This window comes from Streptomyces sp. NPDC017056 (assembly GCF_044332485.1).
Classification (GTDB): domain Bacteria; phylum Actinomycetota; class Actinomycetes; order Streptomycetales; family Streptomycetaceae; genus Streptomyces.
Genome location: NZ_JBIRPD010000013.1, coordinates 184,267 through 208,001, shown reverse-complemented (window position 1 = coordinate 208,001; position 23,735 = coordinate 184,267). Strand labels below are relative to the sequence as shown.

Genomic DNA, 23,735 nt, shown 5'->3' with positions numbered 1-23,735 from the left:
CCGTGAAAGCGCTCGCCAACCGGGCCGAAGCACAGAAGATCGCGCAGCTGCTCGACGTGCCGCCGGAGCGGCTGGAGTTCCTGCACGCGCTCCCGGCGCAGGACGTACGGCAACTGCGCGCCCGCACCGTGGACGCGCTCTTCGACCACGCGCCGGACATGCTGGACCGCATCGCCGCCGCCACCAAGCTCGTACCGGCCGGAGTCGCCGCCGCCATCTCGCAGAAGGCGCTCGGGCCGCGGCTGGCGGCCTCCGTGGCCGGGCGGCTGGAGGCCGGGCGCGCCGCCGACATCATCGAGAAGCTGCCCGTCGCCTTCACGGCCGAGTCCTGCGGCCACCTGGACCCGCGCCGTATCGCCGGCGTCGTCGACCGGCTGGACGAGGACCTCGTCGTCCGCATCGCCGTCGCCCTCGCCGAACGCGGCGACCACCTCACGATGGGCCGCTTCGTCGGCCACCTGCGCGACCGGGCCCTGGAGCGCATCCTGCAACGCGTCGACGACCGCGTGGTGCTGCGCGTCGGGTTCTACATCGACCTGCCGGAACGCCTCGACGCCATCCTGGAGCTGATGGGCGAGGAACGGCTCACCTCGGTGGTGGCCGCGGCCGGGGACGGCCTGTGGCCCGAGGCGCTGGCCGTGGCCGCGATGGCCGGCCCCGGACGGCGTGCGGAGATCGCCGCCCTCGCCGCCCGGCAGGACCCGCAGCGGCTGGACGGGCTGGTGCGCACCGCGCACGAACAGGAGCTGTGGGAGGCGCTGCTGCCGCTGGTGGCCCTGCTGTCCGTAGAGGACCGGCGTACGGTCGCCGCCCTGCCGTCGCTGCGGGACGCGCGGGTGCTCGGCGCCGTCGTACGGGCGGTCGTGGCGACCGGGCTGTGGGCGGAATTCCTGCCGCTGGTGGACGCGTTGCCGCCGGAGTCGCGCAAGGCCGTGGCGGACGCGGCCGGCGGGCTGCCGGACGCGGATTTGGAAGCGATGGTGCTGGAGATCGAGAAGCAGGACCTGTGGGACGCGGTCCTGCCGCTGGTGGAGCTGATGGACGAGCCCGCCAAGGAACGCGTCTTCGCGCTGCCGGCCTTCCAGGGGCAGGGGGAGGGGGAGGGGTAGCGCGAAGGCGGCGGGGTGTTCGCCGTCCGCTCAATTCGCCCCGGGCGCAAAGCGGGTGGCCCGCCGGGGGTCGCCCGCTAGCGTCCGTGGCATGAACGACTCCTCTGCCGCCGGACAGGCGCACGCCGTACCCGTACCGGTCGCTCCCGACGTCTGGCACCTGCCGTTCCCGGTAGGGCACGTCTACCTCGTCGGCCTGAGCGGTGGTGGCTACGCGGCCGTCGACACCGGTCTCCCGGGCTCGGCGCCCGTGATCCTGGACGCGCTGGTACGGCTCGGCGGCGGTCCCGGCGCGCTGCGGCAGATCGTGCTGACGCACTCGCACATCGACCACATGGGCTCGGCCGCCGACCTGGTGGCCGCCACCGGCGCACGCGTCCTGGCGGGCGCCGCCGACGCCCCGTACATCCGCGGCACCGCGCCGGAGCCGCCGCCGGTGTACACCCCCGCCGAACAGGCCCTGCACGAGCAGGTCATGGCGGGCATCGCGGAGACGGGCACCCCGCCGTTGCGGCACGTGGAGGTGGACGTCGCACTCCACGAGGGCGACATCCTCGACGACTGGCCGGGTCCCGCACGCGTGCTGCACGTCCCCGGTCACACCCCGGGCAGCATCGCCCTGCACCTGCCCGCGAACGGTGTGCTGTTCCCCGGCGACAACATAGGCGCGGGACCGGACGGCCGGATCGTCCTCGGCCCCTTCAACGTCGACCGGGCCGTGGCCATCGCCTCCTTCCGGCGGCTGGCCGCACTGCCCGGCGTGGACACGCTGTGCGTGCCGCACGGCACGCCGGTCCGTACGGGCGCGGCACGGGCCCTGGCGGCGGCCACGCCGGAGACCGACTGGCTGTGACCTGCGCGGCCGCGCCGGTGAAGTCGTCGGGGCCGAGAGGCGGTTTGCCCATGTGGCGACAATAGGGACCGGTCCGGTGCCCCAGTCCGGCGCGGAACGGAACAGAAAGGCTTCGTCATGCAGCTGCACACCCACGAGTGGGGGACCGGCGACCGGGTCGCGGTCCTGGTTCACGGGATCATGTCGGACCACCGCACCTGGCGCCGGGTGGGCCCGGCGCTGGCCGAGCGCGGCTACCGTGTGATCGCCGTGGACCTGCGCGGCCACGGGGCCAGCCCGCGCGGCCCGTACCGGGACACGGTCTTCGCCGACGACCTGGTGGAGACCCTGCCGGCGGACGTGGAACTGGCGCTGGGGCACTCGCTGGGCGCGATGGCGCTGTCCCTGGCGGCGGAGCGGCTGCGCCCGCAGCGCGCCGTGTACTCGGACCCGGCGTGGACCCTCGGCAACGCCGGGCGGCCGATGGACCCCGCGCTGTTCGTCGAGTTCAAGCGCGCCACCCGGCAGATGATCAGGGGTTTCAACCCGCGTTGGGAGGAAGCCGACATAGAACTGGAAATGGCGACTATTCAGGAGTGGGACCCGGACACCGCGCTGGCCCTCTCCGGCAAGGACCTCAAGGAGCGCATACCGGAGCGTCCGGTCGTCCCGTCCCTGGTGCAGGTGGCGGGGGAGGGGTTCCTGTTCACTGAGGCGGACAAGGAGCGGGTGGCGGCGCGCGGTTTCGAGGTCCGCACGGTGGAGGGCGCCGGGCACACCATCCACCGGGACGACTTCGACGGCTTCATGAAGTCGCTGGAGGGATGGCTGTAGCCGGCTGCCGGACGGGCCCGTCACCTGCCGTTCTTTCCGTCGACTGCCGGAATTGCCGCTGAATGTTCAAAGTTGCACCACCGTGGGGTGGCCGGATGCGGCGGCGGGGAGCCGGTTTGCCCCAGGGGGTTTTGCCGCGTTCGGCGGCCGCTGATTAGGGTGTGGTGCGTGGTTGTGCCAACCACCCGTCCCGGTCGGCGCACGGACCGGTACCCCCTTAAATCCCCTGAGGCAGCACATCGATGAGCGAACCGGCGATATCGGCCCGGGGCCCTGCCGCCACCGGGCCCGGGCGCCCCACGCCGGTTCCCCCGCCGCCCGCCCGCCCGTTCGCCGAGGAGCGCATCACCACCTTGGTCCTGACCTACCGTCAACCGCTGTTACGGTACGTCACCGGCCTGCTGCCCGCCGACCCCCAGCGCGCGGAGGACGTCGTCCAGGAGACGCTGCTGCGCGCCTGGCTGGAAAGTGACGTCTCCCACGTCCGCGGGTCCCGGCGCGAGGCGGGGTGGGAACCGGGCCTGCCCTGGCTGTTCCGGGTCGCCCGCAACGTCGTGATCGACTGGAGCCGGCGCGACAGCTCCCGGCCGGCGGTGCCGACCGGGCTGCCGCCGGAGGCGGCCGGCCCGGCGGACGAGGTCACGCGCGTCGTCGAACGGACGCACGTCGTCGAGCTGCTCGCCCAACTGTCCCGTCCCCATCGAGAGGTTCTGGTGTACACATACCTGCTCGGCTGTTCCGGCCCCGATACGGCGCACGCCCTGGGCATCCCGCCCGGCACGGTGAAGTCCCGGCTGCACCATGCGATGCACCACCTGCGGCGGGCCGCCGCCCTCGCCGCGCGGGAGTGTGCGTGAGCGCCACCGGCCACATCGCACCGTGGGGGACGGCGGCCGTGGCGGCACCGGCGCAGTCCCCGGTGCCGCTGGCCCTCGGCATGCCGGACCGCAACTCCTGGCTGATCCTCGCCGGCTTCCTCGCCGCCCTCGTCCTGCTCGTCTGGCTGCTCGCCAGGACCGTGCGCAAGCTGGGCGGCTTCCGCCGTACCTGCCGCCGCATCGCGTGGGAGACCCGGATGACGGCCCGGGCGTTCACCGCGCCGCTGCGTGCCTACCTGCGGCACCGCCGCTGCGCCCGCATCCTGGCCGCGTACTTCGCCGACCCGGCCGCGCACGACCTCGTGCGGACGGCCCTGGACCGCGCGGACACGGCCGCGGGCGACGGCTGCCACGCGCCGGCGGTCCAGCTGACGCAGGCGGGGGACCGCGTGCGCGTCGTCGTCGCGGGCCGCGACCCGGCCGGTACCGCCGGCCCCGACCTGCCCTGGGCGGACGCGGCGGACGAGCCGGGCGAGTGGACCTGGGCGGCACCGGCCGGCGCGGTGCGGGACCGCACCGGCCGCGGCCGGCCCGTACGGCTGCCGCTCGTCCTGGGTGTGGACCGCAAGGCGCCGGGCGTCGTCCTCGTGGACTGGCTGCGCGGCCCCGCCGCGCTCGCCGTCGAGGGAGACGCGCGGGTGTCCCGCAGCGTGCTCCAGGCGCTGGCCGCTCAGGTGGACCGGATGCCGGACGGGCCGCCCGTCGTGGTCGCGTCCGGTGTCCACCCGCGCTTCCCCGGGCGTCCGCTGGACGACGTCCTCGCGGAGCTGGCGGCGGGACCGGAGGACGCGACCGAGACGGCACCGGTGATCGTCTGCTGGGCGCCCGGCCCCGAGCAGGCGGCGCGGCTCGCGGAGCTGTGCGCCAGGGGACAGGCCCGCGTGCTGGCCGGCGGCCGGCTGCCCGGCGCCTGCTGGGTCCTGCACGCCGAGGCGGACGGCAGGCTGCTCGGCCCCGGGCCGCAGGTGGACGTGGAGTCGCCCGCACTCGGCCGCTCCGTGGCCCGCGCGGTACGGCGGGGACTCCCCGCGCCGTACTCCTGGCTGCCGGACGCGGGTATGAACGCGGGTACGGACGCGGGTACGGGTGCCGGTCCCGGCGTCCCGGCCGGGCCCGTACGGGAAACCGCCCCGCAGAAGCCGGAGTTCCGCAAGCCCGAGCCCGAGCCCGAGCCCGCTCCCGTACCCGAGCCCGCTCCCGTATCCGAGCCCGCTCCCGTGCCCGAGCCGCCCGCCATCGTCCGCGACGCCGGCTTCGACGCCGACTTCGCCGAGCCCGAGCCGGGCGCGCCCGCCCCCGCGGCCCCCGCCGCGGCCCCGTCCGTCACCGCTCCGGCGCAGGCCGAGGACAGGACCGGCCGTACCGCCGAAGCCGGCTCCCAGGCCGGCGCCGACTTCGCGGAACCGGACCTGGCCGAGCCCCGGCCCGCCGCCGCACCCGGCCTGGCCGGGGTGTCCGCCGCCTCGAACCGCTCCGACGCCGACTCCGCCCCCGCCGACCCCGGCGATCCCCAGGAACGGACTCCTCGTAACCCGTGAGACTCTTCGTCACCCTCGCGCCGGCCGCCCCGGAAGCCTCCGCTCCGGCCCGGCCCGGCTCCCCGCACGCCGCCCCCGAGCGGCGCGACCTGGTTTTGCACACCCCGGGCGGCACCACCGTCGGCGCCCTGGCCGCACGCCTCGCCGGTGAGCACGCCGGCGACGGCGGCGCGGCCCCCGCCCTCTACCTCGGCGACCGCGAACTCCCCGCCGACCTGCCGCTGTCCGCCACCGGCATACGGGACGGCGCCACGCTCGGCCTCGGCGGCCCCGTACCGCCCGAGCCCGACGGCGGCTACGGCCCCGATCGCGCCGAACTGCCCCCGCCGTCCCGCTCCGCCGACGGCGAGCGGCTGCCGCGCGCTCCCCGCGTGGAGCTCCAGCTCGTCGGCGGGCGCGGCGCCGGGCGGGTCTGGCCGCTGGACCTCGGCACGCACACCGTCGGGCCCGCGGAGGGCAGTTCGGTACGCCTCCAGGGCCGCGACGTGCCCGCCGCCGGCATCCGGATCACCGTCCGCCCGGACGGCACGGTGCTGCTGGACGCCGGACCCGCGACGGGCCACCGCACCGACGTCCACCTGTCCCTGCCCGAGCCGCCGCCCGAGCGGCCGCGCGCCGACGCCACCCCGCTGCCGCCCGCGCCCCCGCCGGAACTGCCCGACCCGTACGCCGACACCCACGCGCCCGTGCCCGACGGCTGGGTGGAGTGGCCGCTCGGCGGCGAGCTGCGGATGGGCGAGTACCTGCTGCGGGTGGCCGAGCCCACCGAGGCGGACGCCGCCGTGACGGCCTCCGAGGACGGCGCGTACCTGGACTTCAACCGGCCGCCGCGGATCGTCCCGCCGCTGGTGCCGGAGCGGTTCACGCTGCCCTCGCCGCCGGTGCCGCCCGCCCGCCGCTCCATCCCGCTGCTGGTGGTGATCGCGCCGATGTTCATGGGCATCGGCATGGTCGTCTTCCTGCACTCGTACTTCTACCTGATGTTCGCGTTCTTCAGCCCGGTGCTCGCCATCGGCAACCTGATCAGCTCCCGGCGCAGCGGCTGGCGCGACTTCCTGACCTCGGTCGCCAACTACCGCGCCCGGCGCGCCTCGCTGGAGAACGACGTCAAGGGCATGGTCGCGCGCGAACGCGGCCTGCGGGTCGCCGCCGGACCCGACCCGGCCGCCGCCGGCATGTGGGCCGTCGGCCCCGGCGCCCGGCTGTGGGAGCGCCGCCGCGGCCACCCCGACCACCTGCTGCTGCGCGTCGGCACGGTGCGCCAGGCGTCGCTGCTGACGATCGAGGACAGCTCCCGCGAGGACAACCACCGCACGGTGAACTGGCAGATCCCCGACATGCCGATCGGCGTGGACCTGTGCGGCGACGGCGTCGTCGGCATCTCGGGCGAGACGGACGCGGCCCGCGCCCTGGCCCGCTGGACGGTGGCGCAGGCCGCGATCCTGCACAGCCCGCGCGACGTACGGATCACCGTCCTCACCGACGCGGCGGGCGCGTCCGCCTGGGAGTGGGTGCGCTGGCTGCCGCACGCCCGCCCCGGCGAGGGCGGCGTCGCCGCGCCGCCCACCGGCGGGCCCACCGTGACCGTCGGCAACGACCCGGAGACGGTGGCCAACCGGGTCTCCGAACTGGTCTCCGCGATCCGCTCCCGGGCCCGTACGCGCGAGTCCGCGATGGGCGGCGCCCTGCTCGCCGAGCCCGACCTCGTCGTGGTGCTGGACGGCGCGCGGCGGCTGCGCGACGTGCCCGGCGTGGTGCAGGTCCTCAAGGAGGGCCCGGCCGTACGGGTCTTCCTGATCTGCCTCGACCAGGAGGAGCGGATGCTCCCCGAGGAGTGCGTCACCGTCTGCGCGGTCGGCGCCCGCGAGGTGACGCTGCGCCGTACCGGCAGCGCCGACCTCACCGCCATCCGTCCCGACCTGGTGGACACCGGCTGGTGCGAGCGGATCGCCCGCGCCCTGGCCCCCGTACGCGACGTCACCCCCGACGGCTCCGACGGCCTGCCGGACCGCGTCAAGCTGCTGGACCTGCTCGGTCTGGAGCCGCCGCAGGCCGCCGAACTGGCCGCCCGCTGGACCAAGCGCCCGGCCTCCACCGGCGTCCTGCTCGGCGCCGGCTACACCGGGCCCGTCACCTTCGACCTGGTCAAAGACGGCCCGCACGGCCTCATCGCGGGCACCACCGGCGCCGGCAAGTCCGAACTCCTCCAGACGCTGGTGGCCTCCCTGGCGGCGGTCAACCGGCCGGACGAGATGACGTTCGTGCTGGTCGACTACAAGGGCGGCAGCGCCTTCGCGGGCTGCGAGCGGCTGCCGCACGTGCTGGGCATGGTCACCGACCTGGACAGCCACCTGGTCGAGCGGGCCCTGACCTCGCTGACCGCGGAACTGACCCGCCGCGAACGCCTCCTGGCCGACGCGGGCGCCAAGGACCACACCGAGTACCGGGCGATGCGCCGCCGCGACCCCGCGCTGGCGCCGCTGCCGAGGCTGCTGCTCATCATCGACGAGTTCGCCACCCTCGCCCGCGACGTGCCGGAGTTCGTGCCGGGCCTGGTCGGCATCGCGCAGCGCGGCCGCTCGCTCGGCCTGCACCTGCTGCTCGCCACCCAGCGTCCGGCGGGCGTGGTCACCGCCGACATCCGCGCCAACACCAACCTGCGGATCTCGCTGCGCGTCACCGACGCCCTCGACAGCCAGGACGTCCTGGAGGTCAACGACGCGGTCAGCATCTCCAGCGACACCCCCGGCCGCGCCCTGGCCCGTATCGGGCACCGCTCGGTACTGCCGTTCCAGACGGCGTTCGTGGGCGCCGTACGCGACGGCGCGCAGGCCACGCCCCAGGACGCCGGGGACAAGGGGGCGGGCGCGCAGCCGCAGCCCGACGCCGACGTGTGGACCAGCGAACTCACCTGGTCGCTGCTGGGCCGTACGGCCGCCGAACCCGTCGAGGAGACCGCGGACCTCTTCGACGCCATCCAGGAGGCGATGGACGACCGCGACGCGCCGACCGACCTGACGGCCCTGGTCGACGCGGTCCGGCAGGCCGCCGCCGACCTGGAGATCGAGCGGCAGCCCAGCCCCTGGCTGCCCGCGCTGCCGCACACGGTGACCCTGTCCGAACTCCCCGAGCGGCCCGACCCCGCCGACGGGCGCCTCGCGCCGGTCGTCTGGGGCCTGGCCGACCTGCCGGGCGCCCAGCGCCAGGAGCCCCTGGAACTGGACCTCACCCGCTTCGGGCACCTGTACGTCCTGGGCACCCCGCGCTCCGGACGCTCCCAGGTCCTGCGCACCATCGGCGGCGCCCTGGCCCGCCGGCACTCCAGCGCCGACGTGCACCTGTACGGCATCGACGCGGCCGGTGGCGCGCTGGCCCCGCTGGCCGCCCTGCCGCACTGCGGCGCCGTCGTACCGCGCGCCGACCTGGAGCGGCTCGGCCGGCTGCTGACCCGCCTGACCGCAGAGATGAGCGCCCGCCAGGAACTGCTCACCTCGCACGGCGCGGCCAACCTCACCGAACTGCGCGCCTTCCTGCCGCCCGCCGAACGCCCCGCCCACATCGTCGTCCTGATCGACGGCTGGGACTCGCTGGCCGCCCTGCTGGGCGACCACGACGGCGGCCGCCCGGTGCAGGAGCTGACCTCGCTGATCCGCGAGGGCGCGCCGATGGGTCTGCACGTCATCGCCACGTCCGAACGCGCGCTGATGACCGGCAAGATCGCCTCGCTCAACGACGAGCGCCTGCTGCTCAGGCTGACCGACCGCAACGAGTACAGCCTTGCGGGCGTGCCGCCCAAGCAGGTGCCGGCGGTCGTACCGCAGGGCCGCGGCTGGCGCGGCGGCAGCGCCACCGAGGTGCAGGTCGCGCTGCTCGGCGAACGGACCGAGGGACCGGTCACCGGCCGCGACCAGGCCGAGGCGCTCAAGCGCATCGGCGAGCGGGCCGAGCAGCGGGACCGCGACGTGCCTGCCGCGCGCCGCCCCGCACGCGTCCTGAGCCTGCCCCGCCAGGTGTCCTTCACCGAGGCGTACGAGAAGGTCCCGGCCGCCGACCGGCGCCCCCTGTGGGGCCTGCTCGGCGTCGGCGGCGACGAACTCGGCCCCATCGGCGTGGACTTCGCGGCCGACGCGCCGTCCTTCCTGATCAGCGGCCCGCCCGGCAGCGGCCGGTCCACCGCGCTCACCACGCTCGCGGTGTCCCTGCTGGCCGGCGGCACCCGGGTGGTCGCGCTCACCCCGCGCGAGTCGCCGCTGCGCGGCCTGGCCCGGCATCCGCGTGCCGTGGTCATCCAGGACCCCGACCCGCTGGCCGACGAGGTCACCGCGGCGCTGACCGCCGAACCGGGGCCCGCCGTGGTCCTGGTGGACGACGCCGACCTGCTCTCCCAGCTGCCCGCCGCCGACGCGGCGCTGCGCGAGGTCGCCACCACGGGGCGGGACCGCGGCATCGGACTGGTCGCCGCGGCCACCGCCGAGACGCTCACCTCGGTGGGCATCGGCTGGCTCGGCCTCGTACGGCGGGTGCGCAAGGGCGTGCTGCTCTCGCCGCAGTCACCCGGCGAGGGCGACATCCTCGGCGTACGGGTGCCGTACGACCTGCTGCGCGGCCGCCCGACCCCCGGCCGGGGCCTGACCGTCGACCCGGTCTCGGGCGCGCTGGTGTCGGTGCTGGTGCCGGAGACCGTGCTGCGCGAGGGGGACGCCGGCTGACCGGCCGGGCGCCCTGACGACGGTGCCCCGCCACCGGACCTCGGGTCCGGCGGCGGGGCACCGTCGTGTCGGTCGGTCGGTCGGTCGGTCAGCCGGCCTTCTTCGTGCCGGCCGCGATGTCCGCGTCCATCTTCTCGACGTTGTTCTTGATCTGGTTGAACTGGTTGGCGAAGGAGTTGATGCTCTCGACGGCCTTCTGCAGCGACGCGGTGAGGTTGGTGTAGGACTCCTTCAGCGCCGGGCTGCTCTGCTGCATGAACATGCCGTTGTCGAGCAGGCCCTCGACGGAGGACTTGGTGCTCAGCAGCAGCGGGTTGATGTCGTTGACGGCCTGGTTCATCACGCCGGAGACGCGCTGGATCTCGTTGTAGTCGAGGTTGATGTTGCCTGCGGGCATGGTGCTGTCTCCCTGGATCGGTATGGGGATGGGTGGGGCTCCGGACGGAGGCCCGGGGTGCGCCGGGCCGCGGGGCGGGCGGTCAGTCGGACTTCTTGACCTTCCAGCCCGTGTCCCCCTTGGCGTCGTCGCTCGTCCACTCCTCCGTCTTGCCGTCGGTCACCACGGTCTTGGTGCCGCTGCCGTCCTTCTTGACCTCGATGGTGGTGGTCACCTCGTGGCCGTTGAGGTCGACGGAGGAGTGGGTCGTGCCGTTCACCGTCTCTTCGTTGCCGTCCTCGTCGGGACCGACGGTGGTGTAGGTGGTCTTGGTGTCACGGTGACCGGTCTTGTTGTCGGTGACCGAGGTGGTGGTGCCGGTCGTCGTGCTCTCGTTGCCGTCGGTGTCCTTCGTCTTGCTCTTGAAGTCGTCCGTCGTCGTCTTGTGCTCGTCCGTCTCGGTCTTCGTGGTGGTGCCGGTGGTGTTCGTGACGTTGCCGAAGACGTCCGTCGACTTCGAGTCGTAGGTGCCGTCGGCGTGGTAGTTCGTGGTGTCGGTCGCCTTGAGGCCGGTCTTGGTCTCCATGGTCGTGGTGACCTTCGTCGGCTCGCCGTCCGGCCCGTACTCGTACGTCGTCGTGGTCTTGTTGCCGTGCCCGTCGTCGGTGGTCCACTCGTGGGGACGCTCACCGGGCTTCTCGGGCTCCTTCGGCAGCTGGGACGGGTCGAGGTCCGGGTGCTCCTTCTTGGCCTTCTCGACCGCGTCGTGCCACGCGTTCCACTCCTCGTCGCGGGCCTTCCACAGGTCGGAGGAGATCTGGGCGCTCTGCTTGGCCGCCTTGTTGGCCAGGTCGAAGTCCCAGTCGGCCCACTTCTTCGCCACGCCCTCGTAGAGGTTCTTCAGCTTTTCCAGCTTCTCCTCGGAGCGCTTGAAGGAGCCCTTCCACGTCGAGTAGTACTTGCGGATCGCCGCGACGGCCACCCGGGAGCCGACCTCGTCGACCGAGTACTCCTGCTTGCTCTCGCGGGCCTGCTTGACCTCGTCCTTCAGCTTGCCGGACTTCTGCGCGACATCGTTGAGCAGCTCGTAGTCGACGGCTATGTCGGACATGGTCACACCCCTCCCGCGGTCTGGAGATCACTTCACGTCTCACATGGTCACACGCAACACGAAGCGGAACGGTTCACCCCTGAACGACGGAAGCGGTGCGAAGTGATGTCGTTCACACAGTGAACCGATCGCTCCGCAGATACGTAAACGTAGGTGTGGTGTCCCATGATCCAGATGCGCGGAAAGCGCCGGACGCGACACCTGTGAACGGTCTGCTGCGCGAAGGGAAGAGGCTTGGCTACGCGTCCCGGTGACTGGGGGGCCCTCGGCCTCGACGGCGACCCGACCCCGGGCGACGCCTCCGCCATCACCACCATCGCCGACGCGATGCGCGACCTCGCCACGCACGCGGGCACCATCAACAACGGCCTCAAGGCACTCCAGCAGACCGCGGGCGACGGCCAGCGCTTCATCGGCAAGACCGCCGACCAGCTGCGCGACATGGTCGACGACCACCTGCACAACTTCGTCGGCCACGTCGCGGACTCCTTCAACCAGGCCGAGACGGCGCTGCGCAAGTACGCCACCGCCGTCACCGACGCGCAGGCCGACGCCGACGCGGCGCTGACCGCGGCCCAGGGGCTGGACAAGGACGACCCGCAGCTCCAGACGTACAAGGACCGGGCCGACGACGCGAAGAGCGCCCTCAGTACCGCGGCGAGCACCCTGGACAAGGCACTGACCTCGGCCGGGTCGCTGATGGTCCAGCCGGTCAGCGACTGCGACATGTTCTGGGAAGCCTTCCAGTGGCTGACCATCATCCTGTCGGTCATCGCCATCTTCACCGGCGGCGTGCTCGCGATCCTCGCCTGGGGCATGAACGCGGTCCTGCTGATCAAGACCATCGTCGACTTCAGCCAGGGCAAGGCCAGCGGCCTGGAACTCGGCCTCGCCTTCCTCGGCGTGCTCTTCCCCACCACCAAGGCACTGCCGGTCGGCTCCATCATCAAGGGCCTGGGCGGCGTCCTCAAGGGCGGCTTCCAGGGCATCGCCGGCGCCGGCAAGAACATCATCAAGGAGATCGGCCACTTCTCCTCGCTGCACAACATGCCGAAGATCGTGGTGGCGCCGATCGTGCTCGGCCTCCACGCGGCCCCCGCCTTCAACGTCGTCAACGGCGTCAAGGGCCTGGGCAACCTCGGCAAGGGCGGCTGGGAGTCGCTGGTCAAGACCGTCTCCAAGGACTGGGCGGATGCCACCAAGGGCATCACGGGGGACTGGAACAAGCTCGGCGCGTACGCGAAGGTCAACTTCGAGCGGCTCGGCCGGGCGGGCATCGCCACCGTCCTGCCGCTGGACTTCACCGAGATGGGCGTGCTGGGCATCGGCGGCGCCGCGCGGCTCGCCTTCGCCGAACGGGTGCTGGGCATCCCGCAGAACGACCTGAAGAACCTGCTGGCCAACGCGGGACGTACGGACGCGGCGCTGCGCAACGGCGTCCCCACCGGCAACTTCGGCGGGCTCGGCACGATGGTGCCGTTCCGGCCCGTCGGCGGCCTCGGCACGCACTTCGTGCCGGGCGGCTTCGTGGACCTCTCGGCCCTGCACTTCGTCCCCGGCGGCTTCCACGGCACGTCCTTCCCCGGGGTGCACATCCCCTCCGTGTCGCCCGGCGGGCTCACCAGGTTCCCGGGTGCCGCCGTGCCCAACGGGATCGGCGGGCTCTCCCTGGACGGGATCGGGGCGCTCCGGCCGGCCGGGCCGGGGTCGTTCGGCTTCACCGGCGTCGGCAACCTGCTGCCCAACGGCTTGGGCTCGTTCGGCCACGGCGGACTGAACCTCAACATCCCCGGCAACCTGGGCAATCTCGGCACCAAGGGGCTGGGGACCGTCACGCACGTCGGCGTGAACGTGCCGCACACCGGGGTCAATGTGCCGCACACCGGCGTGAGCATGCCGCACGGCATCACCGTGCCCAGCGGCTCCCTCACGCACACGGGCGCCCACTTCGACCAGCCCGGGCTGATAGCCACCCCCGACCTCCACATGCCGGGGACGACCACGCTCGACAACGGCCTGAGCGTCCCGGACGTGCACGGCGCCGGCGCCACCCAGCTCATCCAGCAGACCGACTTCGCGGCCGGCCAGGTCCGCATGGACAACAACCTGCTGCTGTCCGCCGACACCGCCATCGACCTCCTCAAGGACGCCCACGGGTCGTCGTCCGCGCTCGGGCACGTGCCGGAGGGCACCACCGTCCGCGTCCCCGAGACCTCGTTCGACAGCGGCTTCGTCCACGGCATCGGCGACGGCCACTCCATGGCCCGCGGCGCGATCGGGCACGGCGAGGCCCTGGAGGACATGACCTTCCCGGAGCTGCAGGCGCTGGCCAACGGCGATGTCGCGGTGACCGCCTTCCACGGGGACGGCATCAGCTTCCGCATCGGCGACGCGGCCCCGCGCACGATCACCTCCGACCACCTGGCGAGCACGGCACCCGGCACCCCCGTACGCGTGGACACGCCCAGCACGCAGGGCCTGACGGGCACGCAGACCCCGCTCGGCACGCACAACCTGACGGGCACGCACGGCGAGGCCCCGGCCGTCCAGGCCGCCGTACCCCCGCCCCGCAACCTCGCCAAGGCCCCAGCCGACATCCCGGCGACCGCCGGCGTGCACGACCCGCTGCGGCTGAAGGCCCCGGAGACCAAGCCCGCCGCGGCGCCCGGCACCGGCGCCGCCCCCAAGGCGGCGCCCCGGCCCGTCGTCAACGAGCACGACATGGCCATGAGCCTGCTCGACACCGGTGACCGCAAGCCGCTCCCGGCCACCGGCCGCAGCGCCGTCTCCGACAGCCCCTCCGGGGTGTCGGCCCTCCCCGACCTGGACGGGGCGGGCGCCCGCGGCGCCACCGGCCCCGCGGACCACAGCGTCCTCGACCTGATCGCCCACCCGGGCGGCCCGGCGAAGGCGGAGGACGAGGCCGCCGTCGGCATACCGGCCGCCGTTAAGGGCACCGAGCCCGCGCCCACGCCCGTACCCGCCCCGAAGGCCGGCGCCGCGCACACCCCCGCGCCCGGACCGAAGGACGCCGGCCCCGTCACCACGCCCCAGGGCAACCGTTTCGGCGGCTTCTCCGGCGCCGCGGCCATGAACCAGCGCCTGCGCTTCCGCAACGACCTGATCCTGGGCGGCTCGGTCGGCCCGGAGGCCGGGGCCAAGCTCAACGCGTGGGCCGGATACGAGCACGCGCTCTCACAGCTCGGCAAGGCGGAGCGCCGGGCGGACGAGCTGGCGCCGCCGCCCGGCGTGACCGCGGGCGAGCCCTCGCCCGCCCTGGCCGAGGCCCTGGACGACCTGGGTGTCAAGCACGCGGAGGTCGCCAAGGCCGAGGCCAAGCTCGACGAACTGGGCATCGACGCCGCGCAGACCCGCAAGCAGATCAACGCCCTCACCGGCGGCATCTTCGGCGAACACGGCCCTGCCGGCGGCCCGAAGCCGCACCCGCAGCCGGAGCCGCAGGCGGTGCCGGCCGTCGACAAGGGCAAGGGCAAGGCCAACGCCGTGGACCCCGACCCCGTACCGGACCAGGCCCTGCCGGACCACCCCGCCCCGGTCCGCCCGGAGCCGCAGGACCGGCTCGGCCTCGGCCCCGGCACCGGGCGGGGCGAGCGCGCCCAGGCCAAGCACGACATCGTCACCGGCGGTACGAGCGGGCCGCAGGCCGAACTGCGGCTCAGCGCCTGGGAGCAGTACCAGCGCGCGTCGTACGACCTGGCGCGTGCCCAGGAGAAGGCGGACGGGCTGGTGCCCAAGGCGGGTCAGCCGGGACCGTCCAAGCCGTCCGCCGCTGCCCTCGACGCGCTTGAGGACCTGAACGTCCGGCAGGCGGACCTGGCCAAGGCCGAGGCCCGCCTCGACGACCTGGGCATGGACTCGAACGCCCTGCGGCAGCAGATCGACGACGCGAACACCGCGATCGCCATCGACCGCGCGCAGCGTGGCGAGTACGTCGGCCCGCTCGGCGGCGCGCCGTCCCCGCGCGCCGGGGAGCCGAGCGGCTCGCACGACATCGAGATGACCGACGCGGCAGCGGGAGCGCCGGGCCACGGCGGCAACCACACCCTGCCCTCCGGACTGCACTGGGACCGCGACCTCAGCCGCGGGACCACCACCGGCGACATCCGGGTCAACACCGCGTTCCGTGACCTCCACGGGCACAGCCAGCGCCCGCTGTCCGACGCGGAGTACCTGCGCAACCTGCGGCAGAGCCTCGACGAGCGGCGCCCGGTCTCCTACGTCGTCAACGCCGTCGTCAGGTACGACGAGTTCGGCGCCGGCCAGCTGGAGGACTTCCTGCGGGCGGTCCGCACCAACCTGCCGGACAGCTTCGACGGACGCTTCGGCGTGGTCATCGGCGTCAACGGGCCCGCGGCGGAGATCGGCCGCGTCAACGCCGCGGTGCGCCAGGTCCTGGACGACGTGCACACGGACTTCCCGCTCGCCGTCGTCGGCGTCGGCTGGAGCGGCAGCAAGTTCCCCTTCGGCACCGTCCGCAACAGCGTCATGACCAGCCCGGCCAGCCGGTCGATGATCCACACCATGATGGCCGGCGGCGCCGACGGCACGGGCGCGACCCATCCGTACCTCGCCTTCATGGACTTCGACACGTTCGAGCACACCGTGCCCAGCGGCCGGCACATCTTCGACTACTTCGAGAAGAAGTTCGAGATGCGCGGCGTCGAACGGGCGGGGGAGCCCGCCGCCGCGCCGCCGCTGCGCCCGCTGATGATGACCGGCGGCTACCGGGTGCCCGAGCCGCCGGCCGGCGGCCTGCCCGACCCGCTCCTGGTCAAGACCGACGAACACCTGGCCAAGGCCGAGGCGAAGGCGGCCGCGGAGGCCAAGGCGGCCGAGGCCAAGGCGGCCGAGGCCGCGAACGACCTGCCGGGGAACGACGCCGGTCCGTCGTCCGCCGCCGACCCCGGCGGCTCCAAGGGCAAGGGGAAGGGCAAGGCCAAGGCGGTGGAGCCGCCGCCGCGCCGGCCGGGCGAGCTGCGGGTCACGCCGGACGACCGGCAGGTCCTCGTCAACCGGGTCAACGCGGACACCCTCGCCCGCGTCGGCATCTCCGGCAGCCACCAGATGCTGCCGTACGCGCCCGAGCCCAACCTCTTCGTGGACGCCGCCGCGACGCTGGTGGACGCCGTGCCGGTCAAGAACTGGACACCGCTGCGCTTCGGCCCCCGCGGTGCCGAGTTCCACCAGATGAGCCGCGCGCTCAACACGTTCAACGCCTGGGAGCTGGACACCACCCTGCCGCGGCTCACCAAGGACGACTTCCCCCGGCTGGCGGGGGAGAGCGAGGACGACTGGCTCAAGCGGGTGGACGACGGCATCACCGACCGCGACGCGCAGCGCGACATCGCGGCCGGCAACCACACCCTGCCCGACCGCGGCACGGCCTTCGTCACCGAGTACGTGAACGCGGCCATCCCCACCGACCTGTCCCGGATCATGGCCGGGCTCTTCGGCAAGGACAAGAAGCTGCTCCAGGACCACGCCGGACTGTCGCAGCTGGAGCGCCTGGTCGAGAACAAGGACGCCAAGTCCGGGCTGGAGCTGGCGGACGTCCGCGACAACCGCTTCAAGCTGTCCCCGGAGGCGGCGGACCACCTCAACCCGTTCCGGCCCGTCACGACGCCGGGCCAGGAAACGCCCCGCGAGATCGCCGCGCGGCTCGGCGACACGCTGGGAACGGACGCCAACCCGCTGGGGCCCCAGGTCTCCGCCCCGCTGCCCAGCGACCCGTCGGTACGGGCCGGCATCCGCCAGGAGGACATCCGGTTCATCACCCACGCCTACGCCCACAACTCCCAGGCGTCGCGGTTCCTGAACCACCTCGACTACGCCATCGTGCACCCCTCGCACCGGCCGCCGCCCACCTCGGTCTTCCACGCCTTCGAGAACGCGCCCGAGCGGCTGGGCCTGCCCTCGCCGGAGGAACTCCTGCGCGGTGTGCGCAGCCAGTTGGAATTCCGCGGCAACACCAGGACCCGGGTCGACGCCGCGATCGACGAGGCGATCGCGCGCGGTACCAACGGGCAGGAGCTGTATATCGCCCTGACCACCGGCCGGCTGCGCCGCGAGAACTTCCTTCCCGACGGCCTGGGCGGCACCGCCGGCGGGCCCGTCAGGACCACGGCGGAGGACCTCGCCCTCCAGCGCTTCACCAACGTCCTCGGCCGCGAGGTGCACATCACCTTCGCCGACGGCAGTATGGCCACCTTCGCCCCCGACAACCTGCCGAAGAAGGTCAAGCGGCTGCCGCCGCCGGTGGAGATCGTCTGGACGGCCAGCGACGACGTCGTGCACTATCCGGACGGCGGTTACTGGAGCGTCGCCGACACCGAACCGGCCCCGGCCGGCGGCAAGCGCGGACACGACAGCGCGGACGGGCCGGGCGGCGACCCCGGCAGCCACAAGCGCCCCCGCAAGGGCAAGGGCCGGGCCGCCCCGCCCGCAGACCAGGACACGCCCATGGGAGACGCCTGATGACCACCGACCAGACGGCTCCGGGCGCCGGCGTCCACCACGTGGCCCCCGGCCGCCCCGGTGCCCACGCCACCCTCGCCGCGGCGCTGCACGCCGCCGCGCCCGGCGACGAGGTCCGCGTCGCGGCCGGGACGTACGAGGAGAGCCTGCGCGTCGACCGGGACGTGACCCTGCGGGCAGCGGACGGCGGCGGGGTCACCCTGGCCGCGTCCGGCGGCGGCGCGCCCGCGCTCGAAGTCCTGCCCGGCGCCCGGCTGACGCTGGACGGGCTGACCGTACGCGGCGGCGCCGCGGACCGGCCCGCCGTCCTGCTGTCCGGCGGCGTCACCCACTGGCACGGCGGCGGCACCGACCGCGGGCGCCTGGAGGTGCTGCGCGAGGCCGCGCTCACGATGACCGAGGCCCGCCTGACGGGCGCGGCACTGGCCGGAGCGCTGATCCGTACCACCGGCGCGGTCCGGCTCACGGACTGCGTCCTCGACGGCGCCCAGGGCACCGGCGTGGTGGTGGGCGGCGACTCGCGCCTGGAACTGACCGGCACCCGGATCAAGGGCGCCACCGGTTCGGGAGTGCGGGTCCGCGAGGACGCGCGCATCGTGCTGCGCGACTGCCTCATCGACGGCGCGGGCCGCAGCGGGCTGCTGTTCGAGGACCGGGCGGCGGCGCTGCTCGTGGACTGCCGAGTGCGGGACTGCGGCGGCGAGGCGGTGCGGGTGCTGGACACCTCGCCCGTGCCGGAGGACGGCGACCCGTACGACACACCGCACGCCGGGGCACCGGAAGCGGCCCGTGGCGGACTGCTGCTGTACGGCTGCGAGCTGACCGGCTCGGGCGCCGACGCGCTGCACGTCGCAGGGGGCGGCGATGCCATACTCGTCGGCTGCGTTCTGCGGGACAGCGGCGGCTCCGGTGCCGCCGCCGGCGAGCGGGCCCGCGTACGGCTGGCCGACACCCGCATCGCACGGACCACGGCCGCGGCCCTGACGGCACACGGCACGGCCCGGCTGGACGCGCGCGGCACGACCGTACGCGGCTCGTCGGCCAACGGCCTGCTGGCCACCGGCTCCGCCACCGTCCGGCTGACCGACGGCGAGGTGACGGACTGCCGGTACAGCGCCGTGCACGCCGGCGGTGACGCCGAGCTGACGCTGACCCGGCTGCGCGCGGGCAGCACCCCCGAACACGGGCTGCACGCCGTCGCCGACAGCCGCCTGACCCTCGCCGAGGTGCACCTCACCGACTGCGGCATGTCCGGCCTCGACCTGTCCGGCACGGCGGCCGCCGAAGCCACCGAACTGTCCGTCGCGCGCTGCCGCAACGGCGTCGTCGCCGGCTCGGGCGGCGCGGTGCGGCTGGCCGGGTGCACGGTCGCCGACGCGGAGCGCGCCGGGTTCACCTTCGGCGGCGGCGAAGCGGAACTGGACGGCGCCCGGGTGCTGCGCGCCGGCACCGCCGGGCTGGTGTGCCAGGACGGCGCCACCGTACGGGCCGCGCACGTGGAGATCACCGACGCGGCCGGGTCCGGGATGGTGGTGGCGGCGGGCGCCGCACCGGACGTCCGGGACGTACGGATCGTCCGCCCTGGCAAGAACGGCCTCATCGTCGACGCCAAGGGCGGCGGCACCTACGAGGACTGCGAGATCACCGGGCCCGGCTTCCCCGCCGTCCACCTGGGCGCGGCGGCCACCCCCGTACTGACCCGCGTCCGCGTCCAGGACGCCGACGCCGACCTGAGCACCGAGGACGGCGCCGAGCCGCAGGTGCGCGACTGCGTCGCCTGGCAGGTCAAGGACGCGCACTGGCCCGCGCCCTTCGCGCCCGCCACGGCCGCGGCCGGCGCCGGCGCCACGCAGTCGGCGGGCGCCCCCGCGGCCGGCGACGGCACCGCGACGACGGTCCCGCCCACCGAGGCCGACCTCGACGAACTCCTCGGCGAGCTGCACGAGCTGATCGGCCTGGAGCGCGTCAAGCAGGACGTCGCCTCGCTCGTGAAGCTGATGCGCATGGTGCAGCGCCGGGAGGCGGCCGGACTGGCCGCGCCGCCGCTCAGCCGCCACCTGGTCTTCGCGGGCAACCCCGGCACCGGCAAGACCACGGTCGCCCGGCTCTACGGGCGCATCCTGGCCGCCGTCGGCCTGCTGGAGAAGGGCCACCTCGTCGAGGCGGACCGCTCCGCGCTGGTCGGCGAGTACGTCGGCCACACAGGGCCGAAGACCCAGCGGGTCTTCATGGAGGCGATGGGCGGCGTGCTGTTCATCGACGAGGCGTACTCGCTGGCGCCCGCCCACGCCACCGGCGGCAACGACTTCGCGCAGGAGGCCATCGCCACCCTCGTGAAGCTGATGGAGGACCACCGCGACGCCGTCGTGGTCATCGTCGCCGGATACCCGGTGGAGATGGAGCACTTCATCGACTCCAACCCGGGACTCGCCTCCCGGTTCAACCGCACGCTGCTGTTCGAGGACTACGGCACCGAGGACCTGGTGCAGATCGTGGAACAGCACGCGGCGGCCCACCAGTACGAACTGACCGACGCGGCACGCGACACCCTCGTCGGCTACTTCGACCACGTCCCGCGCGACGGCCGGTTCGGCAACGGGCGCTCGGCCCGGCAGACGTTCCAGGCGATGACCGAACGGCAGGCGTACCGCGTCGCGGAGAACGACGCGCCCTCCGAGGCGGACCTGCGGACCCTGTCCGAACTGGACGTACCGGAACTGGACGTACCGGCAGCGGACCCGCCCGGCGCCGCCGTACCGCAACCGCCCGGCGCCGGCGCAGCCGTCCACCCGGCCTGACCAGCCCCCCCGCAGTCACTCTCAGGAGGAAACCCCGTTGTCACAGCCGAACAAGAGCGCCGGACCGGACCGCTCCGGCGCAACCGACCCCGCGCGGTCCGGATTCGCGGAGACCTTCTCCAAGGGAGCGCGTTCGCCGCTGCGCGGCATGGCGCCCGGCCGCCGGGTGTGGAAGACGGCGCTGGGGCTGCCCGTCCTGGCCGGCGTCGCCGTCGGCGCGGTGGCGCTCACCACCCTCGGCGCGTCCCAGGTACGCTTCGACGACGGCAAGGAACAGGTCGTCGCCGCCAAGCAGCCGCAGCAGCCCAAGACCGGTTCGCCCGCGCCGGCGGCCAAGCCCGGCAAGCCCGCCGGTGAGACGCCGGCCGGCCAGAAGCCCGGCGGCGCGCCCTCGCCGGGCAACGGGGCGGGCGCACCCGGCCCCGGTGTGCCCACGCCGGAGAAGAAGAACAGCCCGGCCCCCGAGGCCAAGAAGCCCTCCGACCAGCCGCGCGTCGCCGGCGCCAACGCCAAGGTGACGTACGAGGGCATCGCGGGCCCCGGCTGCCCGACCCCGCCGCGCGGCGGCTTCCAGGAGCAGGGCGCCTACAACGACGGCGGCAAGGGCTGGTACGGGCTCACCGGCGGCAGCACCCGCGACGGCGGTTGCAGCGGCCAGTTCACGTCCGTGCCGATGTCCGGCGACAAGAACAAGGACGCCCAGAGCCGCGTGATGTGGTGGTGGGAGCCGGGCCCGGAGTCCCGCAGCTGCCAGATCTCGGTCTACGTGCCCAAGGGCCCCAGCGACCCCGACGTGGCCGGCGCGCCGACCACGTACCACGTCCTGACCGACCCCTTCAACCGTGACTCGAAGTACGCGAGCTTCACCATCGACCAGGTCGGGCACCGCGGCAGCTGGCAGCCGGCCGGCACCTTCGAGGTCCGCCAGAACAAGATCGGCGTGAAGCTGCTGGACCGCGGCGACAACCACTCGCCGGGCCGGGACCGCGCCCACCACGCGGCCGGCGCGATCAAGGTCACCTGCCACGGCTGACCGCCCCCGGCGGGCCCGCTACGTGTCGCAGTCCAGTTCCGAGCGGCACAGTGCGCAGCGGGCCCGCAGCCTGCCGCGCACCGGGACGCGGATGCGCTGGTGGCACGTCGGGCAGGGGAAGGACACCCGCAGCGGCGCGTGCCCTTCGAAGGCGTAGCCGCCGGCCGGCCCGGGAGCCCCGGGACGGCCGGCGCGCCGTGGGTCCTGGGCCGCGCGCCGGTCCCTGGCGTAGCGGCGGCGGGTGCTCCACCCGGCCGCGGCGAGCGGCGGCTGCTGCCCGTCCCGGCGGGCCGCCGCCAGGCCGGCGGTGTAGGCGTCGTACGCCTGCGGGCTGGTGAACCACGGCGCCGGGTCCTCGCCGAAGAACAGCGCCCGCTTGGCGACGACGTAGCCGAACTCCTCCGGCGTCAGGTAGCCCAGCTTCTGCGAGAACGGTCCGTGCTCGCGGTACGCGTCCAGCAGCAGCCAGCCCGCGCCCAGGTAGGCGGTGGCGGTGTCGGTGAGGATCTCGTTGTCCCGGGTGCCGGGGAAGGACAGGTCCAGGCGGTGCAGGTAGACGTGCATCACCTCGTGGGCGAGGGCCGCTCCGATGTCCTTGCGGTGGCTCTTGAAGCGCGTGTTCAGCTCGACGAAGTACTCGGGGCCCGCGGTCAGTTCGACGTGCGCGGCGTGCTGCATGTCGCGGAAGGCGACGATCATCCGCGCGTCGGGGAGCCGCAGGTGCCGCACCATGGCGCGGGCGACCCGCTGGGTGCCCGCGTACAGCTCCTCCGCGTCGGAGAGGGCCACGTCGGCGGGGAGCACGCTGGTGTCGAAGGTCCGCACGGTGTCGTACGACAGGCGTTTGTAGAGCGCGGTGACGGCCGCGCGAACCGTGTCCAGGTGCGGGTAGCCGTGCACGATGTCGCCGCCGGCCCGCCCCGCGCTTCCCGTCGCCACCCGTCCACTGTACGGCTCGTAAGGGAACGTCCGGTATGGGCCGTACACGCCGTGGGTAGAACAGGAGTTGGCCGGATGTACACCCTTGCCACTGTGATCGCTTGCTCCACATAATCCAAGGGCGCTTTGCGGGCTCACCCCCCACTGGGTCCGGACGCCTTACGGCGTGCTGCCGGCTTCCTCCGCACGATTTCCGGCGGCCCCTTCCGGTTTCCACCTTGGCATGGGCCTGACATTGACGTGCAACCCCCCACGAAAGGAAGCCCGTTGAGCTACCTGAAGCACCTCAAGAGAGCCACCGCGGCCGGCGCCGTCGCCCTGGCGGCCTTCAGCCTCGCCCCCACCGCCGCCACCGCGGCCGCCCCCGGCCCGCAGCCGGGCCCCGTACAGACCAAGATCGTCGGCGGCACCAAGGCGAGCCAGGGCGAATTCCCGTTCATGGTCCGGCTGTCGATGGGCTGCGGCGGCGCCCTCTACGCCAAGGACGTCGTCCTGACCGCCGCGCACTGCGTGGACGGCAGCGGCCCCAACACCTCCATCACCGCCACCGCCGGCGTGGTCGACCTCCAGGACGCCAAGGCGGTCAGCGTCAAGTCCACCGAGGTCCTCCAGGCCCCCGGCTACAACGGCAAGGGCAAGGACTGGGCGCTGATCAAGCTCGCCAAGCCCATCGACCTGCCGACCCTGAAGATCGCCACGGACGACAAGCTCACCAACGGCGACTTCGACATAGCCGGCTGGGGCGCCGACAAGGAAGGCGGCGACCAGCAGCGCTACCTCCTCAAGGCCAAGGTGCCCTTCGTCGACGACGCCACCTGCAAGAAGGCGTACGGCGACCAGCTCACCCCCGGCGAGGAGATCTGCGCCGGCAAGCTGGACACCGGCGGCACCGACACCTGCCAGGGCGACTCCGGCGGCCCGATGTTCCGCAAGGACGACGCGGGCCAGTGGCTCCAGGTCGGCATCGTCAGCTGGGGCGAGGGCTGCGCCCGGCCCGGCAAGCCCGGCGTCTACACCGAGGTGAGCACGTTCGCCGCGGACATCAAGAAGGCGGCCGACGGCCTGGCCGGCTGACCCGCCCCG

General features: G+C 73.9%; 13 protein-coding genes. 10 read left to right on the top strand and 3 right to left on the bottom strand.

Going from position 1 to position 23,735, the window contains the following annotated elements; translation table 11 throughout:
* Window positions 1-2: 2 nt before the first annotated feature.
* From ACH4OW_RS24630 to ACH4OW_RS24605, 6 genes are all read left to right on the top strand, one after another.
* The gene (locus ACH4OW_RS24630; RefSeq protein WP_398030045.1) at window positions 3-1,109 is read left to right on the top strand and encodes a hypothetical protein; all 1,107 of its coding nucleotides are present in this window, start codon (window positions 3-5) and stop codon (window positions 1,107-1,109) included.
* Window positions 1,110-1,200: 91 nt separating this feature from the next.
* Window positions 1,201-1,962 (top strand): MBL fold metallo-hydrolase, encoded by a 762-nt coding sequence (locus tag ACH4OW_RS24625; RefSeq protein WP_398030044.1) that lies wholly within the window; start codon window positions 1,201-1,203, stop codon window positions 1,960-1,962.
* Between the two features lie 117 nt (window positions 1,963-2,079).
* Window positions 2,080-2,775 (top strand): alpha/beta fold hydrolase, encoded by a 696-nt coding sequence (locus tag ACH4OW_RS24620; RefSeq protein WP_398030043.1) that lies wholly within the window; start codon window positions 2,080-2,082, stop codon window positions 2,773-2,775.
* A gap of 242 nt (window positions 2,776-3,017) precedes the next feature.
* The gene (locus tag ACH4OW_RS24615; RefSeq protein WP_398030042.1) at window positions 3,018-3,632 is read left to right on the top strand and encodes a sigma-70 family RNA polymerase sigma factor; all 615 of its coding nucleotides are present in this window, start codon (window positions 3,018-3,020) and stop codon (window positions 3,630-3,632) included.
* Window positions 3,629-5,191, top strand: coding sequence for a hypothetical protein (locus ACH4OW_RS24610; protein WP_398030041.1), 1,563 nt, complete (start codon window positions 3,629-3,631; stop codon window positions 5,189-5,191). The genes ACH4OW_RS24615 and ACH4OW_RS24610 overlap by 4 nt, the downstream gene beginning before the upstream one ends.
* The gene (locus ACH4OW_RS24605) at window positions 5,188-9,900 is read left to right on the top strand and encodes an FtsK/SpoIIIE domain-containing protein (protein ID WP_398030040.1); all 4,713 of its coding nucleotides are present in this window, start codon (window positions 5,188-5,190) and stop codon (window positions 9,898-9,900) included. The genes ACH4OW_RS24610 and ACH4OW_RS24605 overlap by 4 nt, the downstream gene beginning before the upstream one ends.
* Window positions 9,901-9,988: 88 nt before the next feature.
* On the opposite strand, the gene ACH4OW_RS24600 is transcribed toward ACH4OW_RS24605, so the two are convergent.
* Together ACH4OW_RS24600 and ACH4OW_RS24595 are read right to left on the bottom strand one after the other, a co-directional pair.
* Entirely contained in the window at window positions 9,989-10,297 is a 309-nt protein-coding gene (locus ACH4OW_RS24600) for a hypothetical protein (protein WP_360134435.1), read from the bottom strand.
* Between the two features lie 82 nt (window positions 10,298-10,379).
* Complete coding sequence (locus ACH4OW_RS24595; RefSeq protein WP_360134432.1) at window positions 10,380-11,387, bottom strand: hypothetical protein; 1,008 nt, start codon at window positions 11,385-11,387, stop codon at window positions 10,380-10,382.
* A gap of 234 nt (window positions 11,388-11,621) precedes the next feature.
* Here ACH4OW_RS24595 and ACH4OW_RS24590 point away from each other — a divergent pair, with 234 nt between their 5' ends.
* From ACH4OW_RS24590 to ACH4OW_RS24580, 3 genes are read left to right on the top strand one after another with little or no spacing between them, the layout of a single operon-like run.
* Complete coding sequence (locus ACH4OW_RS24590) at window positions 11,622-17,882, top strand: putative T7SS-secreted protein (protein ID WP_398030039.1); 6,261 nt, start codon at window positions 11,622-11,624, stop codon at window positions 17,880-17,882.
* On the top strand, window positions 17,882-20,680 hold the full coding sequence (locus ACH4OW_RS24585) for a right-handed parallel beta-helix repeat-containing protein (protein WP_398030038.1): 2,799 nt from the start codon (window positions 17,882-17,884) through the stop codon (window positions 20,678-20,680). The genes ACH4OW_RS24590 and ACH4OW_RS24585 overlap by 1 nt, the downstream gene beginning before the upstream one ends.
* Before the next feature lie 37 nt (window positions 20,681-20,717).
* A complete protein-coding gene (locus tag ACH4OW_RS24580) occupies window positions 20,718-21,713 on the top strand; it encodes a hypothetical protein (RefSeq protein ID WP_360134423.1) in 996 nt (331 codons plus the stop codon).
* Window positions 21,714-21,731: 18 nt separating this feature from the next.
* Here the strand turns inward: ACH4OW_RS24580 and ACH4OW_RS24575 are convergent, their stop codons facing one another.
* Entirely contained in the window at window positions 21,732-22,652 is a 921-nt protein-coding gene (locus ACH4OW_RS24575) for a hypothetical protein (protein ID WP_398030037.1), read from the bottom strand.
* Between the two features lie 267 nt (window positions 22,653-22,919).
* Between ACH4OW_RS24575 and ACH4OW_RS24570 the strand changes: the two genes are divergently transcribed.
* The gene (locus tag ACH4OW_RS24570; protein WP_360126784.1) at window positions 22,920-23,726 is read left to right on the top strand and encodes a serine protease; all 807 of its coding nucleotides are present in this window, start codon (window positions 22,920-22,922) and stop codon (window positions 23,724-23,726) included.
* Window positions 23,727-23,735: the final 9 nt, after the last annotated feature.

Bases quoted from the DNA above. Each gene is read 5' to 3' on its own strand.
- ACH4OW_RS24615 (WP_398030042.1), top strand. From the start codon at position 3,018: ATGAGCGAACCGGCGATATCGGCCCGGGGCCCTGCCGCCACCGGGCCC.
- ACH4OW_RS24595 (WP_360134432.1), bottom strand. From the start codon at position 11,387: ATGTCCGACATAGCCGTCGACTACGAGCTGCTCAACGATGTCGCGCAG.
- ACH4OW_RS24620 (WP_398030043.1), top strand. From the start codon at position 2,080: ATGCAGCTGCACACCCACGAGTGGGGGACCGGCGACCGGGTCGCGGTC.
- ACH4OW_RS24600 (WP_360134435.1), bottom strand. From the start codon at position 10,297: ATGCCCGCAGGCAACATCAACCTCGACTACAACGAGATCCAGCGCGTC.
- ACH4OW_RS24585 (WP_398030038.1), top strand. From the start codon at position 17,882: ATGACCACCGACCAGACGGCTCCGGGCGCCGGCGTCCACCACGTGGCC.
- ACH4OW_RS24625 (WP_398030044.1), top strand. From the start codon at position 1,201: ATGAACGACTCCTCTGCCGCCGGACAGGCGCACGCCGTACCCGTACCG.